Source organism: Eisenbergiella porci (genome assembly GCF_009696275.1).
GTDB classification, from domain to species: Bacteria; Bacillota; Clostridia; order Lachnospirales; family Lachnospiraceae; genus Eisenbergiella; species Eisenbergiella porci.
The window spans coordinates 111,386-128,697 of sequence record NZ_VUMI01000003.1 but is presented as its reverse complement, the minus strand read 5'-3'; the positions used below and the strand labels follow the sequence as shown (position 1 = coordinate 128,697).

The following is a 17,312-nucleotide window of genomic DNA, read 5'->3' as shown; positions in this document are numbered from 1 at the left end:
CCGTTGTTCCTTGAAAACTGAATAAAGCAATCGAATACGTTTCGATAGGGAAAGAGCCGACGGGCTGACACGCCATGACCCCGAAAGGAGGGATGAAAAACGAGCGATTCATGTTAGCGTTCCGTATGCAGCTTTTGGCAGAGCTGCCGCCATGACCGCCCTATCGTGATAATGATACTCCCGTACAGCCACAGTCCGAGCGTGAAAAAACCGTCGCAGGCAAAGGGTACGGCTGCATGAGAACCATGCAGGGGTTAGATTCCCGTGAGCTATGCCAGAGCTGTTCGATTTGCTTATGCCTAAAAATGAAGCTGCACCAGAATCGAGCAGCTTCATAAGATGGAATAGGACATACAGACATTTTCATAACATAAAGTGTCTGGTATTTATGGAAAGGAGGGCGTGAATGAAAAGAAATTGTGTTCAGAATGTTATTATCCATGTTCCAGAAAATATGGACTTTCACGCCCTTTCCGATAAAATCAATGATTTTCATTTAGAGGTGGTGGAACGCAGGCTAAACAGTTCTAACCTAACCACGGAAGAAAAGATAGCCGTTATTGATAAAATACTGGATAACCTAAAATCACGTGAGCTTGATGGAATCATCAAATAAGTGTTTGTGAAGCCGCCATACATTGTAGGGTGGCTTTGCTTGTTTTTGTTCCCAGCTACGAAGTGTAAAATGCTTTACGCCCATAAGCTGTGCAAGCTCCTGTTGTGTGATATGGTTTTTCTTGCGATAGGCTTTCATCTTTGAAGCCCAATCGCCAAAGTCATACATAGATACGGTTAATTCGGCTGTTTCTTCATTGTCAGCGCCGAGGAACAATTTTGTTTCCCTTTGTATGGTGGTGGAAAACGGCCGTTGCAGGGGACAAAATTATTGGTGATGATGGCGATAAGCCGTTCCCTGGGCGAATCGATAATCCTGCATCCGGTGACGCCCGCCGCGTTGCAGCCGAAGCCCATGCACATGGTAAGCGCCTGTTTCCCGCAGGCAGAGCAGCTTTGGAAGCACCGATCCAGGTTAAAAGCCACTCTGGGAAGGTAACCGAAATCCTCCAATAATGTAAAAAGCGGGAAAAAAATAGCCATGGGCGGCAGCATGACGGAAATGACCCAGGCCATAACACGGTAGACACCGTGAAGCAGCACATCCGTCAGCACTGCAGGAACGCCCGCCAGGGAAAAGAGCAGGGCCAGCCGGTCCTCCAGCCCGAACAGCAGCCGTGACAACAGGGCGGAGGGATAATTCGCCCCGGTTATGGTAAGCCAGAAAATCCCAAGCAGCCCAAGCAGCATGATGGGGAAGCCGGTAAGCCTGCTGGTGAATATGCGATCCAGCTTCCGGTCTTTTTTATCACAGTCCTCATCCGGGTAAAATACAACGCCTTTGCAGACCCGTTCTGCCGTCCGGACAAAGGCGGAAGCCAGATCATCATGGAGCTGCTCCCTGCTGATGCCACGATCCTCAAGCATCTGGCGTATCTCCTCCAGCGTGCCTGAAATTTCCGGAATGGCAGCCGGATCAAAGCCCAGATAATTTTTCAGCGAAGCCTGCAGGCTTTCGTTGGCGTCCAGCAGACGGGCGCCTATAAAACGGGCGGAGGGGAGCTTTTTTCCGGAAGCGCTGCAGATCCTTTTCAGCCGTGGGACGAGGAGGGATAAGGCTTCCTCAATGTATTCCGGATAGACTACCCGTGGAGTGGACGCTTCAGGCAGGGCGCAGGAACGACCGGAAAGGGGCGAGGAAAAGAGCATCTGCTCCAGTTCATCCAGAAGCTCATCAAGTCCCCTGCTGCTTCGGGCCGTAGTGCCGGCAACGGGAAGCCGCAGACGGAAGGAAAGCAGGGAAAGATCCAGCTGGATTTTCTTTTTGCGGGCTTCGTCCAGCAGGTTGACGCACAGAAGGACGGGCCTGCCGGCTTCCATAATCTGCAGCACCAGATTCAGGTTCCGTTCCAGGCAGGTGGCATCGCAGACCACGATTACGGCGTCCGGCTCCCCGAAACATATGAAATCCCGCGCCACCTCCTCCTCTGCGGAGTGTGCCATGAGGGAATAACAGCCCGGGATGTCCACCAGGGTATAAGTATTATCATGAAAGGTGCAGGTTCCCCGGGCATTGACCACGGTTTTGCCCGGCCAGTTGCCCGTATGCTGCTTCATGCCGGTAAGGGCGTTGAAAATAGTGCTTTTTCCCACATTGGGATTTCCAGCCAGGGCGATGACCTTTTGCTGCGTTTTTTCCTGCGCAGGAGAAAGGCAGGTCTGCTGCAGGGACAGTGCGGCCGCTTTATTTTTCATGAAAAGCCTCCTTTGCCAGAAGGATATTCTTTGCATCTTCCCTGCGCAGGGCAATGACTGTGCCGCGTATCCGGTAGGCGGTGGGATCGCCCAGAGGGCTTCTCTGGAGACAGGTCACCGCTGTTCCCGGAATAAAACCGATATCCTGAAGACGTCTGCGCATTTCCCCACAGGCGTTAAGACCGCTGATTCTGGCAGAGTACCCGGGTTCCAGCCGGGTCAGAGAAAAAAGGTCTGTCATTCGTTGCCTCCTTCATTCCGCCGGGGCCGGAGCGCATTTGAAAATCCATTCCTTCCATAACGTGCACGGCAGCAGCGTTTTTTGCGTTGATCGGAGCTTTCGCAAAAAAGACTGCAAAACGCAGTATACCGCTGTTAGAAAACAATTTTCAAATACGTTCTCAGGCAGACTGCTGACAGGCCCCGACGTATCATTCCAGTTTAATATATGCCGTATAAAAAAATGCGTGCATAGGGGGCGGTAACCGGATCGATTGTGCCAGGAAAACGGACGGGTGGGGGTTGGCATTTTGACAGAAGTACGATAAAGTAGTAGATAGGACAGGTAATGGGAAACTGTGAAGGAAGAGAACCGTTACAAAAAGGAAAGAAAAGAGGGACGAGGATGCTGGAAGCAGGAACAGAAGGGTATCAGGAGCTGGTGGTAACCATGGAGGATACGGCGCTTGCTGCGGGAAGCGGGGGACTGCGGGTGCTGGCCACGCCGGTGATGTGCGCGCTTATGGAAAAGGCCTGTTGGAAAAGTGCCGCCGGACTGCTTGGAGAAGGAGAGGATACGGTGGGAATTTCATTGTCCGTCAGGCATGTGGCGGCGACGCCGGTGGGCATGAAGGTGTGGTGTAAAAGCTGCTTAACCCAGGTGGAGGGAAGAAAACTGACGTTTCATGTGGAGGCGTACGATGAAGCCGGCCTGATTGGAACCGGAGAGCATGAACGGGTTCTGATTCAGGCGCAGCGTTTTCAGGAAAAGGCGGACGCAAAGAGGAAGCCTGAGAAGGGAAAGGAGTAAAAAAGAGGATGGGAAGGGAACAAAAAAGAAAGAATATTGTGCTGCTGATGACGGATCAGCTGCGGGGAGACTGTATGGGCTGCGCGGGGCACCCGGATGTGAAGACCCCTTATCTGGACACGCTGGCGTCCAAAGGTGTGCGGTTTGAAAATGCTTATTCGGCCTGCCCTTCCTGTGTGCCCGCCAGGGCGGCGCTGCATACGGGACTGACGCAGGAATCCCACAGAAGAGTGGGCTATGCGGACGGCATCCGCTGGGAGTATCCGCACACTATGGCGGGAGAACTGACGAAGGCCGGTTATTATACACAGTGTGTGGGGAAAATGCATGTGGACCCCCTGAGAAATTATCTGGGCTTCTGCCATGTGGAGCTGCACGACGGTTATCTTCATTATTACAGGGATCCGGAAATCCCTTACCGGGAGAACCAGAAGCAGGCGGATGATTATTTCCATTGGCTCAAGCAGGAGAAGGGTATCGACTGTGATGTGACCGACACTGGCCTGGAATGCAATTCCTGGGTGGCAAGACCCTGGATTTATGAGGAAAAATATCACCCTACCAACTGGGTGACGGATCGCTCCATCGATTTCCTGCGCCGCAGGGATCCGGACATGCCGTTTTTCCTTTTCGCCTCTTATTTAAGGCCCCATCCGCCGTTTGATGCGCCCCAGTGCTATTTTGATATGTACAGGAACAAAGAGCTGACGCCTCCGGTAGTGGGAGACTGGTGTGACGAAGAGGCGCTTCGCGCCAGGGGCAGGATTTTTGATTCGGATACCGGCCCGCTGGATCCGGAGCTTGTACGGGAAATGCAGATTGGCTATTATGCCTGCATCACTCATCTGGATCATCAAATTGGACGGCTGATCCAGACGCTTGTGGAAAATAAGCTGTATGACGATACAATCATCCTTTTTGTCTCCGACCACGGTGAGCTTTTGGGGGATCATCATCTGTTCCGCAAGAGCCGTGCTTATCAGGGCAGCAGCCGTGTGCCCTTCCTTGTTTCAGGAGGCGGCTTCCGGCCGGAAAAGCCCGGCAGTGTGAAGACGGATGTGGTGGAGCTTCGGGATGTGATGCCAACGGTGCTGGAGGCGGCAGGCATACAAATCCCCGACAGCGTGGAGGGAATCAGCCTTTGGAATACGGCGCTGAAGGATAGCGGGACGCCTGAAGTGAGGGAATACCTGCATGGAGAGCATACGCTTGGCGAAGCGTCCAGCCACTGGATTATTACAAAAGACGAAAAATATATCTGGTACTCCCAGACCGGAGAAGAGCAGTATTTCCGGATTGCGGAGGATCCGGATGAGCTGCATAATCTTATTGGAAGCGAGAAGGCAAAGGAAAGGGTGGAGGCGCTGCGCGGCCTGCTGATCCAGGAGCTTCAGGACAGAGAGGAAGGCTTTGTCCGGGAGGGAAGGCTGGTAACCGGATGCAAGCCGATCGTCTGGCTGACCAAAGGGAAATAGGCGGTTGTGGTTTACAGGACAGCCGAAGGCTGAACTGTCAGGAGGATGGAACCTGTTGCCAGGGAATCTGTCAGACACACATCAGGGAATCCGCCAGACAGTTATGAATTGACAACCCAACAAGAAAATGATACATTAAATCTCAGTAAATCCTGCGTTTAAGGCCGCTTTTGGCAACCGTTCGGCTATCCGGCCGGTTGCCGCCCCTATCCACAGTCAGCTTTGGGGACGGGGCGCGGCCTGACAGAAAAAATAAGAAAATCGGAGAGGTACAGAAAAGTTATGCATTGGTCAGACCGAATTGCACAGGAAATTATCAGGCGCCGCCCTGATAAGGAAGAATATGTATGCGCCGCCGGAATCAGTCCGTCCGGCTCCATTCACATTGGGAATTTCAGAGATATTGCGACAAGCTATTTTGTGGTAAAGGCATTGAGACGCCAGGGAAAGAAAGCGAGGCTTCTTTTTTCCTGGGATGAATTCGACAGGCTCCGCAAAATCCCGGTAAACGTGGCCAAGATTGCCAGACCGGAGGGAGAGAAGCCCTGGGATGAGTATATCGGCTATCCTTATGTGGACGTGCCCAATCCCTATGATGACGGCTGCCCCAACTACGCAAAGCATTTTGAAAATGAGTTCGAGGAGGCAATGGAACGTTTCGGCATCCATATGGATTACCGTTACCAGGCCGAGATGAACCGTTCCGGAAAATATGCCCAGTATGTGATTCATGCGCTGAAGAAGCGTGGAGAGATTTTTGACATCCTGGACAGCTTCCGTACCCAGAGCGCCCAGGAAGGAGAGCGTGAGAATTACTATCCTGTGAGCATCTACTGCCCTCACTGCCGCAGGGATACCACGAAAATCCTCTCTCTTTCCGATGACTGCACCGTGGCGGAATATGAATGCGCCTGCGGACATAAGGGAACCTTTGACTTTACGAAGGACTTTAACTGCAAGCTGGCCTGGAAGATCGACTGGCCCATGCGCTGGATGTATGAGGGCGTGGATTTTGAACCGGGCGGAAAGGATCATGCCAGCCCGGGAGGCAGCTATGATACCAGCCGCGTAATCGCGAAGAAAATATTTGATTTTGAAGCTCCTATCTTCCAGGGCTATGAATTTATCGGGATCAAGGGGGCAACCGGCAAAATGTCAGGCTCATCAGGCCTGAACCTCACGCCGGACACCCTGCTGAAGCTGTATCAGCCGGAAATGATTCTCTGGCTGTACGCCAAGTCCGAGCCTACCAAGGCCTTTGATTTCTGCTTTGATGACGGCATCCTGCGCCAGTATTTTGAATTTGACAAGCAGTACAATGACTTTATGGAAGGGAAGGGGGATGAATTCCTCAATACCGTTATGGCAAACTGCCTGCTGGAAACAGGGGAAGAGGATGGAAAGCCGGTTTACCGTAAGATCGAAACCGTGCCCATGAGCCTCCTTGTCCAGCTGGGATCCGTCGTGGATTTCAACGTTCCCATGCTGGAGACTGTATTCGGCAAAATCGGCCAGCCCTTTACCTATGAACAGTTTAAGGACAGGTTGGACAGAGCGAAATACTGGCTGGAGCAGTGCTCTCCTGAAAACGTGAACCGCCTCAGGCCTTACAGGAACTGGGAGGTTTATGAGACCCTGAATGAAGAGGAAAAGAAGGAAATCGCCCTTCTTCATGACTATATTAAAAACGGCGGCTACGACCTGGATGAACTGAACCAGGAGCTGTATGCCATCCCTAAAAAGGTGATGGGAGAACTGCAGGATCCCAAGGAACTGAAGAAGATCCAGGGACAGTTCTTTAAAAATGTATACCGCCTTCTCATCGATAAGGAGAAAGGCCCCAGACTTTATCTGTTCCTTTACGCCATTGAGCCTGAGAAATATGTGAGCCTTCTGGATTTCTCCACACCCATGACGGAAGAAGAAAAACAGTCTCTGATAAAAGAAGAGCCTGCGCCGGAAGAAACGGAGAAGAAGCAGGTACCGCTGGGAGAGCCCGATCCGGTGGAGCCGATCCGTGAGGAAATTGATATCGAAGAATTTTCACGCATGGACATGCGCGTATGCAAGGTGCTGAAATGTACGGAAATCAGAAAGTCACACAGCTGCTATAAGCTGACGCTGTTTGACGGCCTGAAGGAACGTGTGATTGTATCCAGCATTAAGAGCTATTATACGCCGGAAGAAATGATAGGGAAGAAGATTATCGTCATTGCGAATCTGAAGCCTGCCAGATTTTCAGGTGTCACCAGCGAAGGAATGCTGCTGGCGGCCACGAACAATGCCTGCGGCTGCCAGGTGATCTTTGTGGATGATATTGTGCCGGAAGGAACAAGAATCTGCTGATAATGTAATTGAACAGAAGCTCCGGGAAATGGGTTTTCCCGGAGCTTTCCTATTACGGCGGCTGTAAAGATCCGGAGAAGGAAGATGGAAGTTACCGGATGGCCGGTCCAGACGCTGATAGATAAAAGAAGACGGGAGGAAAAAACGATATGAGATATCCATTATTTTTACCGGATGGGGGAACCATCGGTTTTGTGGCGCCATCCTTCGGCTGTGCGTCGGAACCATATAAAACCGCATTTATACATGCCCAGCAGCGGTTTAGGGAAATGGGCTACCGCCTGGATTTGGGGCCGAACTGCTATGCACAGGAAGGCGTCGGCATCAGCAACACGCCGGAAAAATGCGGCAAAGAACTGAATGAGTATCTGCATACTGAAAAGGCGGATGTGCTGATCTCCTGCGGCGGCGGGGAATTGATGTGTGAGGCGCTGGATTATGTGGATTTTAAAGGAATCAGTGAGGCTTCCCCCAAGTGGTATATGGGCTATTCGGATAATACGAACCTTACCTTCCTGCTGACGACGCTGTGTGATACGGCTTCCATTTACGGACCCTGCGCAGGCGCTTTCGGTATGGAGCCCTGGCATGAATCCATTCAGGATGCGCTGGAGCTGCTGCAGGGGAAAAAGCTTGTGGTGAAGGGGTATGATAAATGGGAAAAGGAAGCGGGAAAATGTGAAGAAAATCCTCTTGTTCCCTACCAGGTAACGGAGGAGCGCATACTGCGCAGATTCCCAGATGCTGACAGCGAATTTTCAGGACGCCTGCTGGGCGGCTGTATGGACTGTCTGGTAAATCTGTTGGGAACGCGTTACGACAGGGTGACGGATTTTACCCGGAAATATCAGGAAGATGGCATCATATGGTTCCTGGAGTCCTGCGATTTGAATGTATTTGCCATACGACGTGCTATCTGGCAGATGCAGCACGCCGGCTGGTTCTCCCATGTAAAGGGCTTTCTCATCGGCCGCCCTCTGGTATTCGGACAGGAAATGATGGGCCTGGATCAATACCATGCTGTGTATGATCTCCTGAAGGGTTATCAGGTGCCGGTGATTATGGATGTGGATCTGGGACACCTGCCTCCGCAGATGCCGCTGATCTGCGGAAGCCTGGCAACGGTAAGCTGCAGGGGGAATGAACTGGAAGTGCGGATGGAACTGAAGTAGCGTTAAAAAGCGCCGGGATGGGGAATCTGCAGCGAACAGCCTGATATAAGGATCCGAGCCAAAGGAAAGGTTACCGGAAAATGTTCGGGTTCAGTTCCACAATTTCCCCGTTTGCCGGGTGATAACCATGACAGACCGACTGAATTATCATTCCGTGGCATGCGACGGCCACCTTATCGTAAGAACTGTTTTTTTTCAGTACCCTCAGAACACGCTTTCTCATTGCGGCGAGATCTTCCCAGACCTTTTCCCTGCCGTCGGCATAATTTCCGCCCATGGCAACAAATTCATGATAACTGTTTTCTGCAATTTCATCAGGTTCATAAATATAGCTCTTATTTGCAAGCCATTCATGCAGATCCGTTTCTATAACGATTTCGGCCTTAAAGCTTTTTGAAGCGCCGGATGGGAGAGGGATTTTTACAGCCTTGTGGATATTGATAATACCTGTGGATTCGCCGGCTACAGCCAGTGCATACTTCCTCTGCACGGAGGAAAGCAGATGCTGAATCTGTGCCCGAGACAGATTTCAGGGGAACTGGCGTTGATCGAGGCCGCGGTAGCGGATGTGTATGTGAAAGCATAGGAGGAAAAGTAACATTGTGAAAAATGCAGAAGTACTATACAACAGAAATTTTACGACAGGAGAGGTGGACCGGAGAATGTATGGCTCCTTTGTGGAGCATCTGGGACGCTGTGTCTACAACGGAATCTATCAGCCGGGGCATCCCACGGCGGATGAAAACGGCTTCCGCAATGATGTCAAGGAGCTGATCCGTGAGCTGGGAGTGACGGCCATACGCTATCCCGGCGGCAACTTCGTGTCCGGCTATGACTGGAAGGACGGTATCGGCCCGAAGGAAAAACGGCCCGTGCGTAAGGAAATGGCCTGGAATGTGCTGGAAACCAATGAAGTGGGAACCGATGAGTTCGCGCGCTTTGCGGCGGACTGCGGGACAGAGGTCCTGATGGCGGTCAACCTGGGGACCGGGACGCCGAAGGAAGCGGCAGAGCTGGTGGATTACTGCAATACCGAAAAGGGCACGGCCTGGAGCGAAGCGCGCAGGGGCAACGGCTCGGAAGCGCCTCATGATTTTAAGGTATGGTGCTTGGGAAATGAAATGGATGGATCCTTCCATAAAGCTGATCGCCTGCGGTACCTGTACCAATGAGGTGGGGCACACCTCCTATGGCGACTGGGATCTTGCCGTGCTGGAGGAGGCCTATGACTGCATTGACTATCTTTCCCTCCACCGGTATTTCAACTACGATCCTGCCAAGCAGCTTTTTTACCCGATGCACGAGGATGAAACGGATATCCCGTTTTTCTTCCGCGATCTGAGGGATTTCCTGGATACCATTATCAGCGCCTGTGATTTTGTCAAGGGAAAGAAACGCTCCGATAAAACAATGATGATTTCCTTTGATGAATGGGGCGTGATTACGGATACAGGCGCGGTGCCGGGAGGCGTGAGCCAGGATTTCGGCTTCGCCAATTTCCGCCAGCTGGATGCGGTGATATACGGCGGCCTGCTGTGTACTTTCCTCAATTATGCGGATCGGGTAAAAATCGCCTGCCAGTCGCTTCTTGTTAACGAGGGCGGCATGATAACCACCGATCCGGGCGGCAAAGCGATCCGTCAGACCACTTTTTACCCCTTCCAGGATGCCGCCCGTTACGGCAGGGGCATTTCCCTGAAGGGCGCTGCCCGTTTGCCGAAGGCTGCAACCTGTCATCACGGTGAGCAGGAAACGGTGACAACTGCCTGTGTCTATAATGAGGAACAAAAAGAAATCACCGTATTCGCCATGAACTGTGAAATGCAGGAGGACGTAAAGCTCCGGCTGTCCTTTGAAGGCTTCGGCAGCATGGAGGGTATTGCGTGGCGTGAGCTTTACGACGATGATCCATATGCGAAGAATACCTTTGACGAAGAATTCAGGGTGGTGCCGAAGGAAAAAGAACTGGCGGACGTATCGGACGGCGTAACGGAAGTTATTTTGAAGAAGCATTCCTGGAATGTGCTGCGCTGGAAACTGAAATAACGCAGGCTGCGCACTAAAAGGAACACACAAAAAGCTGCGGATTCCAAAAACGGAGGGATTCCGCAGCTTTTTGCCGGTGTGCCATCTGATGGCTATGGATGCAAGGTCCACATTATATAAAGGAAAATGGTAACTGTTCGGTATTTCTCCCAGTTACGGAAAATGTACACTGAATCTGTATCTGGCCATGTCAGCGTTTACTTCATGATTGGTGTGCCGAAACGGACTTTTCTGTATATTTTCTGTATTACCACAACAGGAAGACTGACCAGCAGATATAAAGTGGAAAGGATTCCGGCAAGACCTCCGACAAGCATGATAATTAACATTCCGATATTCATTTTATATTGCCCCCTTTATTAGCTTCTTTCTTTTGTCAGACCTATTTTAGCAACCGTATTAGCTTCTGAAAAGACTTTTAATGGATGCTTAACACAATCATAGCGTTCTGTTAGCACTTTCTTAGCGCGGGATGGGACAGGGGGCAGACCTTGTTAAGGAAGGCAGGGGCGTAGCATGTACATTCATTTGTTATTTTTAATGGAATCAACACGCCGACCGCCCGTGACTTTCCCGAAAAGCTGTGCTATACTTGTTAAGAAAACAAATACCGCGAGACAAACGGAGGGACTATGAATATAGAAGAGGAAGAAAAGAAGCATTTTGCGGTACTCATAGATGCGGACAATATCAGTGAAAAATATGCGGCGAGCATATTTAACGAAATTGCAGATTACGGTTATGCGTCCTACCGCCGTATTTACGGAAACTGGGCGAAAGGAAACGGCTGGAAGGAGGACACTCTTCTGGAAAACTCCATCAACCCCATCCAGCAGTTCAACTATACAATAGGAAAAAATGCCACGGATATGGCCATGGTCATTGACGCCATGGACATCCTGTATTCCGGCAAGGTGGACGGCTTCTGCCTGGTGACCAGCGACAGTGATTTTACCAAGCTTGCCATGCGTCTGCGTGAGGAGCAGATGTATGTGATCGGCATGGGAGAATCCAAAACCCCTCTGGCCCTGACCAAAGCCTGTAATAAATTCATCCATCTGGATTTGATTTCCGGTGAGGTGGAGGACAAGAATGCGGAGGGCATCAAGACAGCAGGCAGCGGCAGGAAGCAGAAGGCGCTTGCCGCGGAAGACAAGCAGGACAGCACGGTTACTCCAATCAGTGAAATCGAAGAGGCCATCATTACCTTTGTCCAGAACAATGAAAACAAAGGCAAGCCCACCTATCTGGGCGAGGTGGGAAGCCGGCTCTGCGACAAATTCATCGAATTCGACGCCAGAAACTACGGCTACACCAAGCTGGTCACCCTGCTGAAGGACAAATGCCCCAAGCTCATCATTATACAGGAGGGAACCTCCTACCGTATTGAGCTGAAGGAACAGACAGAACCGGAAGACCTGGAGAAGGAGATCACCGCCTTCCTGAAACGCAACGGCGGAAAGGTGGACAACCTTTCCCTGGTCCTGGAGCAGCTTAAGAAAAAGCATCCCAACTTCAATCTGAGCGACTACGGATACAGCCGTATTTCCAGTTTCCTGCGCAGCTTTGATAAAATTGCGGTGCATGGAAATGCGCTGATGCTGAAGGATGAGGGGCGAAGAAAATAGTTTTTACACAGGAGAAAAGGTATGAAACCGACAGGGCCATGCGATTAACTTAATTGCAGAGGCCTTGTTTTCTCTTTCCCTCTGAAGCCAGCCTTCCTGTATTAAAAAGATAAGGCCGCCGGAATAATAACACATATTATTGACACCGAAACAGCCAGTCTGTACAATAAGAATTACCTGCCTGTGACTATAAAGGTATCGGACAGTTATGTCTGTCAAAAGGAAACCAAAGAGTAAACATTCATGGAAAATAATTATAATATCATCACCAGAATAAACAAAGCCTATTCCGGTATGAGCAAACGACACAAGCAAATAGCGTCCTATATATTGGAGCACTACGACCAGGCGGCATTCATGACCGCGGCGAAAATGGGAGAGGCGCTGTCCATAAGCGAATCAACGGTGGTGCGTTTTGCGGCGGCCATCGGCTATGAAGGCTATCCGGAAATGCAGGCTGCGCTGGCTGCCTGGGTGAAAACCAAACTAAATGCCGTACAGAAGGTAGGCGCCGCCTATCGTGGCAGCAGCCAGTCCGAGGTGCTCACCAGTGTGCTTTCCAGCGATATGGAGAAAATACAGGATACCATTGATAACCTGGATCCCGCAGCCTTTGACGCGGCGGTGGATATTATCCTGGAGGCCCGTACCGTTTATATCGCGGGCATCAGAAGCTGTGCTCCCCTGGCGGAGTTCCTCAGCTTTTACCTGAATATGATCCGGGGAAACATTGTACTGCTGAAAACGACGAGCTTAAGCGAGGTTTTTGAGCAGATGCTGCGGATTGGTGATAAGGATGCCATCATCGGCATCAGCTTTCCCAGATATTCCATGCGTACACTGAAAGCCATGGAGTTTGCCAACGACAGGAATGCCAAGGTAATCACTATCACTGACAGTGTGCATTCCCCCATGAATCTGTATTCCTCCTGCAATCTGCTTGCAAGAAGCGATATGGTTTCCATCGTGGATTCCCTTGTTGCGCCGCTGAGCGTAATCAACGCCCTGGTGGTGGCTCTATGCCTGAAACGGCCGGAGGCCGTGAAAGCGAGCTTGGAATCCCTGGAGGGTGCTTGGAATAATTACCAGGTCTATCTGAATGATGAGATTAATTTTATTGATGAGGATGCTTTCCTGAACCTGCCTGCCTCAGGCAGGGATGGGGAAAAGGCGGCAGCGGCGGAACGGAGGAATCTATGAGCAGGGTATTAATAGTCGGCGGCGGCGCCGCAGGAATGATGGCGGCGCTTTCCGCGGCCGGGAAAGGCCACTGCGTTACTGTTTATGAAAAAAATGAAAAGCTGGGCAAGAAAATATACATCACAGGCAAAGGCAGATGTAATGTGACCAATGCCTGTGAGCCTCAGGAGCTGTATCAAAGTGTAGTCAGCAATCCCAAATTTCTCTACAGCGCCTTTTCCCGTTTTGACAATCAGGCGGTACAGGATTTCTTTGAAGCAAACGGCTGTCCGCTGAAAACGGAAAGGGGCGGCCGGGTTTTCCCTGTTTCGGATCACTCCTCGGATATCATCCGCGCCCTGTCGTCGGCCCTGGAAAAAGCCGGCGTGGAAATCCGGCTCCATACCCCGGTAAAAAAGCTCCTTGTAAAAAAAGCGGAGGACGGTTCCAATGCCATAAGAGGGCTTAAGCTTCTCTCAGGTGAAGAAATTACGGCGGACGCCGTGGTGCTTGCCTGCGGAGGCCTTTCTTACCAGGCTACAGGCTCCACCGGCGACGGCATGCGTATGGCGCAGGAGCTGGGACATTCCCTGGTCCCCTGCATGCCCTCCCTGGTTCCCTTCCATATAAAAGAGGAGTGGTGCCGACAGATGCAGGGCCTTGCCCTAAAAAATGTTTCGGCTGCATTATATATAGAAGAAAAAGAAATTTACAGCGGCTTTGGTGAGATGCTTTTTACCCATTTCGGCGTGAGCGGTCCGCTGATTCTCAGCGCCAGCAGCTACTACCAAACCGCTGCGGAGAAGCTGAGAAAGAAGAAGGAAAAGCAGGCAAAGAAAGCAGGGGCGGCTGCAGAGCCTTTGGAAAATGGAAAGGTTAAGGCACATGCTTACCTGAAGCTGGATTTGAAACCCGCCCTTTCCATGGAGCAGCTTGACAAAAGGATTCTGCGGGATTTTGAGGAAAATAAGAACAAGCAGTTTAAAAACGCGGTGGACGGACTCTTCCCCGCCAGGCTGGTTCCCATCATGATTCAGCTTTCCGGCATTGACCCGGAAAAGAAGGTACATGAGATAACAAGGGAAGAAAGAAAATATTTTGAAGAATGCATCAAGGGACTGACGCTGACCATTGCCGGAACGAGAGGCTTTGAAGAGGCGATAATCACCCGCGGCGGCGTCCGCGTAAAGGAGGTCAACCCTTCCACCATGGAATCCAGGCTGGTGCCCGGGCTGTATATGGCCGGTGAAATGCTGGATCTGGATGCGCTGACAGGAGGCTTTAACCTGCAGATTGCCTGGTCAACAGGATACCTTGCGGGTGCCAGCATACCGTGACGGCCTGAAGGCAGAAAGTGGCGGCCCGCATCAGGACCGCCCGAATATAATATACGCGGCGTTGGCCGCATGCCCGGCAAAAGGGCGGATAGGAGCAAAAATGAGTTATAATATCGCAATTGACGGCCCTGCGGGAGCAGGGAAAAGCACGATTGCCAAAAAGCTTGCAAAGAAGCTGGGCTATGTTTATGTGGATACAGGCGCAATGTACAGGGCGATTGCCCTTTTCCTTCTCAGGGAGAAGGTACAGCCGCAGGATACTGACTCAATACTGGCGAAATGCACAGGGGCAGATGTTACCATAAGCTATCAGGACGGCGAACAGATTGTGCTGCTGAACGGAGAAAATGTGAATGGCCTGATCCGTACGGAGAAAGTGGGAAACATGGCCTCCAATTCCTCCGCTGTCCCGGCTGTAAGGGACAGGCTGCGCAGTCTTCAGCAGGAGCTGGCTGCCAATGAGAATGTGATTATGGACGGCCGCGATATCGGAACATGCGTGCTCCCTGACGCGGACGTGAAAATATTCCTGACTGCGGACAGCGCTGTCAGGGCCAGACGGAGATTTGAGGAGCTTGCGGCAAAAGGAACGCCGGAGCCGCTTGAAAAAATTGAAAAGGATATCATTGAAAGGGATGCCAGGGACAGGAACCGGGAGATATCGCCTTTAAAGCAGGCAGAGGACGCGGTTCTGGTGGACACCTCCGAAATGACCATTGACGAGGTAGTGGAAGCTATCCTGGAAATCTGCAGAAAGAAAGGATGCATATAATATGGAAGTAATTCTGGCAGAAAGCGCCGGCTTCTGCTTTGGTGTAAAGCGTGCCGTGGATAAGGTCTACGAACAGATAGAAACCGGAAAGAAAATATATACCTACGGACCGATTATCCACAACGAATTTGTGGTGCAGGATCTGGGAAAAAAAGGGGTTGAGGTCATCGAATCCGAGGAAGCGCTGGAGCAGCTTACGGAGGGAACCATCGTCATCCGATCCCACGGAGTGCCCAAATCCATCTGCGAAAAAATAGAAAAACAGGGACTGGAATGCGTGGATGCCACCTGCCCTTTTGTAAAAAGGATTCATAAAATAGTAGAAAAGGAAAGTGCGGCAGGCCGACAGATAGTTATCATCGGAAATGCCGGACACCCCGAAGTAGAGGGGATTCAGGGCTGGTCCGTCACTCCGGCGATAGTTATTGAATCGGAAAAAGAAGCACAGGATTTCGTACCTGAGGCCGGGAAAAAGCTGTGTATTGTGTCGCAGACGACATTTAACTACAATAAATTTCAAGAATTAGTTGAAATTTTTCTAAAAAAAGGTTATGATATTAGTGTTGTGAATACTATCTGTAACGCAACTGAGGAGAGACAAACTGAGGCAAAGGATATTGCAGCGAAGGTTGATGCGATGATTGTTATCGGTGGGAAGCACAGTTCCAATACAAGAAAGCTGTATGAAATATGCTGCAAGGAGTGTGCTCACACCTGTTTGATACAGACACTTGATGACTTGCATTTAGAACTACCCAAAGCTGTCCGCCTGGTGGGTATTACAGCCGGAGCGTCTACCCCGAATAAATTAATCGAGGAGGTTCAAAACTATGTCAGAATTAACTTTTGAACAAATGTTGGAGGAATCATTAAAAACTATACATGCGGGAGAGGTAGTCGAAGGTACAGTTATCGATGTTAAGCCTGAAGAAGTGATTCTTAATATCGGATACAAGTCAGACGGTATTCTTGCAAAAAACGAATATACGAATGATCCCGGCGTGGACATGACAGCGGTCGTTAAAACGGGCGACAAGATGGAAGTCAAGGTACTTAAGGTAAATGACGGAGAAGGACAGGTTATCCTTTCCTACAAGCGCCTGGCTGCTGACAGAGGAAACAAGAGAATAGAAGAAGCATACAACAATCACGAAGTGCTTACTGCCAAGGTAACCCAGGTACTTGACGGCGGATTAAGCGTAGTGGTAGATGAAGTCAGAATTTTCATTCCCGCAAGTCTGGTTTCCGACACTTATGAGAAGGACCTGAACAAATACGCAGGACAGGATATTGAATTCGTTATCAGCGAATACAATCCGAAGAGAAGGAGATATATCGGCGACCGCAAGCAGCTCATCGTTGCCAAGAAGGCCGAGATGCAGAAGGAACTGCTTGAAAGAATCCATGAAGGTGATGTAGTGGAAGGAACTGTTAAGAACGTAACAGATTTCGGCGCATTCATCGATCTGGGCGGAGCAGACGGACTGCTTCATATTTCTGAGATGTCCTGGGGCAGAGTGGAACACCCCAAGAAGGTATTCAAGGTTGGTGATCAGGTTACCGTACAGATTAAGGAAATCAACGGCAGCAAAATTGCTCTCAGTATGAAGTTTGACGATGCCAATCCCTGGAAGACCGCTGCAGAGAAGTATGCAGTTGGCAATGTAGTAACAGGCAGAGTGGCAAGAATGACTGATTTTGGCGCGTTTATTGAGCTGGAACCCGGAATTGATGCTCTTCTTCATGTTTCCCAGATTGCTAAAGAGCATGTGGACAAACCGTCAGATGTTCTGAAGGCAGGAGAAGAAATTACGGCAAAGGTTGTTGATTTCAATGAAACAGACAGGAAGATCAGCCTGAGTATTAAGGCTATGCTTGCTCCCGAATCTAAGGAAGTGAAGGAAGAAGCTCCTGTACAGGAAGAAGCAGACGCAGACGTGGTTTCCGTAGATATTGATGCTGTAATCGCAAAGCAGAAGGCAGAAGAAGATTCTGCTGAATAATTAACAATGAGTGG

The 17,312-nt window shown here is 50.6% G+C and carries 18 protein-coding genes; 13 read left to right on the top strand and 5 right to left on the bottom strand.

All coding sequences use genetic code 11. From position 1 onward, the window contains the following. The first annotated feature begins 406 nt into the window (after window positions 1-406). On the top strand, window positions 407-616 hold the full coding sequence (locus FYJ45_RS02875) for a hypothetical protein (RefSeq protein WP_154463402.1): 210 nt from the start codon (window positions 407-409) through the stop codon (window positions 614-616). On the opposite strand, the gene FYJ45_RS33030 is transcribed toward FYJ45_RS02875, so the two are convergent. The 3 genes from FYJ45_RS33030 to FYJ45_RS02860 are packed head-to-tail and all read right to left on the bottom strand — an operon-like array spanning window position 587 to window position 2,551. Further along, entirely contained in the window at window positions 587-754 is a 168-nt protein-coding gene (locus tag FYJ45_RS33030; RefSeq protein WP_207708383.1) for a helix-turn-helix domain-containing protein, read from the bottom strand. The genes FYJ45_RS02875 and FYJ45_RS33030 overlap by 30 nt on opposite strands. Window positions 755-792: 38 nt before the next feature. Continuing rightward, complete coding sequence (locus FYJ45_RS02865; RefSeq protein ID WP_154463401.1) at window positions 793-2,310, bottom strand: ferrous iron transporter B; 1,518 nt, start codon at window positions 2,308-2,310, stop codon at window positions 793-795. After that, on the bottom strand, window positions 2,300-2,551 hold the full coding sequence (locus FYJ45_RS02860; RefSeq protein ID WP_154463400.1) for a FeoA family protein: 252 nt from the start codon (window positions 2,549-2,551) through the stop codon (window positions 2,300-2,302). Before FYJ45_RS02860 ends, FYJ45_RS02865 begins: the two co-directional genes overlap by 11 nt. A gap of 327 nt (window positions 2,552-2,878) precedes the next feature. Between FYJ45_RS02860 and FYJ45_RS02855 the strand changes: the two genes are divergently transcribed. The 4 genes from FYJ45_RS02855 (at window position 2,879) to FYJ45_RS02840 (ending at window position 8,333) form a co-directional block, all read left to right on the top strand. After that, entirely contained in the window at window positions 2,879-3,340 is a 462-nt protein-coding gene (locus tag FYJ45_RS02855) for a thioesterase family protein (protein ID WP_330588503.1), read from the top strand. A gap of 8 nt (window positions 3,341-3,348) precedes the next feature. Then, entirely contained in the window at window positions 3,349-4,815 is a 1,467-nt protein-coding gene (locus FYJ45_RS02850) for an arylsulfatase (protein ID WP_154463399.1), read from the top strand. Window positions 4,816-5,097: 282 nt separating this feature from the next. Continuing rightward, entirely contained in the window at window positions 5,098-7,161 is a 2,064-nt protein-coding gene (lysS, locus tag FYJ45_RS02845) for a lysine--tRNA ligase (RefSeq protein WP_154463398.1), read from the top strand. A 149-nt stretch (window positions 7,162-7,310) separates the two neighbouring features. Continuing rightward, entirely contained in the window at window positions 7,311-8,333 is a 1,023-nt protein-coding gene (locus FYJ45_RS02840; protein WP_154463397.1) for a S66 family peptidase, read from the top strand. Between the two features lie 70 nt (window positions 8,334-8,403). On the opposite strand, the gene FYJ45_RS02835 is transcribed toward FYJ45_RS02840, so the two are convergent. After that, window positions 8,404-8,823: a histidine phosphatase family protein gene (locus FYJ45_RS02835; RefSeq protein WP_195841628.1), complete on the bottom strand. Its 420-nt coding sequence runs from the start codon at window positions 8,821-8,823 to the stop codon at window positions 8,404-8,406. A 112-nt stretch (window positions 8,824-8,935) separates the two neighbouring features. Here FYJ45_RS02835 and FYJ45_RS02830 point away from each other — a divergent pair, with 112 nt between their 5' ends. After that, on the top strand, window positions 8,936-9,505 hold the full coding sequence (locus FYJ45_RS02830) for a hypothetical protein (RefSeq protein ID WP_154463395.1): 570 nt from the start codon (window positions 8,936-8,938) through the stop codon (window positions 9,503-9,505). Beyond that, window positions 9,459-10,379, top strand: a complete 921-nt coding sequence (locus FYJ45_RS02825) for an alpha-L-arabinofuranosidase C-terminal domain-containing protein (protein WP_195841627.1) — start codon at window positions 9,459-9,461, stop codon at window positions 10,377-10,379. Before FYJ45_RS02830 ends, FYJ45_RS02825 begins: the two co-directional genes overlap by 47 nt. A gap of 197 nt (window positions 10,380-10,576) precedes the next feature. Here FYJ45_RS02825 and FYJ45_RS29385 read toward each other — a convergent pair whose 3' ends face one another. Further along, entirely contained in the window at window positions 10,577-10,720 is a 144-nt protein-coding gene (locus FYJ45_RS29385; RefSeq protein WP_195841626.1) for a hypothetical protein, read from the bottom strand. A 291-nt stretch (window positions 10,721-11,011) separates the two neighbouring features. Between FYJ45_RS29385 and FYJ45_RS02820 the strand changes: the two genes are divergently transcribed. The 6 genes from FYJ45_RS02820 (at window position 11,012) to rpsA (ending at window position 17,298) form a co-directional block, all read left to right on the top strand. Beyond that, window positions 11,012-12,007: an NYN domain-containing protein gene (locus tag FYJ45_RS02820; RefSeq protein WP_021636430.1), complete on the top strand. Its 996-nt coding sequence runs from the start codon at window positions 11,012-11,014 to the stop codon at window positions 12,005-12,007. A gap of 243 nt (window positions 12,008-12,250) precedes the next feature. Continuing rightward, a complete protein-coding gene (locus FYJ45_RS02815) occupies window positions 12,251-13,207 on the top strand; it encodes a MurR/RpiR family transcriptional regulator (RefSeq protein WP_154463393.1) in 957 nt (318 codons plus the stop codon). After that, window positions 13,204-14,523, top strand: a complete 1,320-nt coding sequence (locus tag FYJ45_RS02810; protein WP_154463392.1) for a BaiN/RdsA family NAD(P)/FAD-dependent oxidoreductase — start codon at window positions 13,204-13,206, stop codon at window positions 14,521-14,523. The genes FYJ45_RS02815 and FYJ45_RS02810 overlap by 4 nt, the downstream gene beginning before the upstream one ends. A gap of 100 nt (window positions 14,524-14,623) precedes the next feature. Further along, complete coding sequence (cmk, locus tag FYJ45_RS02805; protein ID WP_154463391.1) at window positions 14,624-15,295, top strand: (d)CMP kinase; 672 nt, start codon at window positions 14,624-14,626, stop codon at window positions 15,293-15,295. A 1-nt stretch (window position 15,296) separates the two neighbouring features. Then, window positions 15,297-16,145 carry a 4-hydroxy-3-methylbut-2-enyl diphosphate reductase gene (gene ispH / locus FYJ45_RS02800; protein ID WP_154463390.1) on the top strand — a complete coding sequence of 283 codons (849 nt, stop codon included), beginning with the start codon at window positions 15,297-15,299 and terminating at the stop codon, window positions 16,143-16,145. Beyond that, complete coding sequence (rpsA, locus tag FYJ45_RS02795; RefSeq protein WP_154463389.1) at window positions 16,126-17,298, top strand: 30S ribosomal protein S1; 1,173 nt, start codon at window positions 16,126-16,128, stop codon at window positions 17,296-17,298. The genes ispH and rpsA overlap by 20 nt, the downstream gene beginning before the upstream one ends. Window positions 17,299-17,312: the final 14 nt, after the last annotated feature.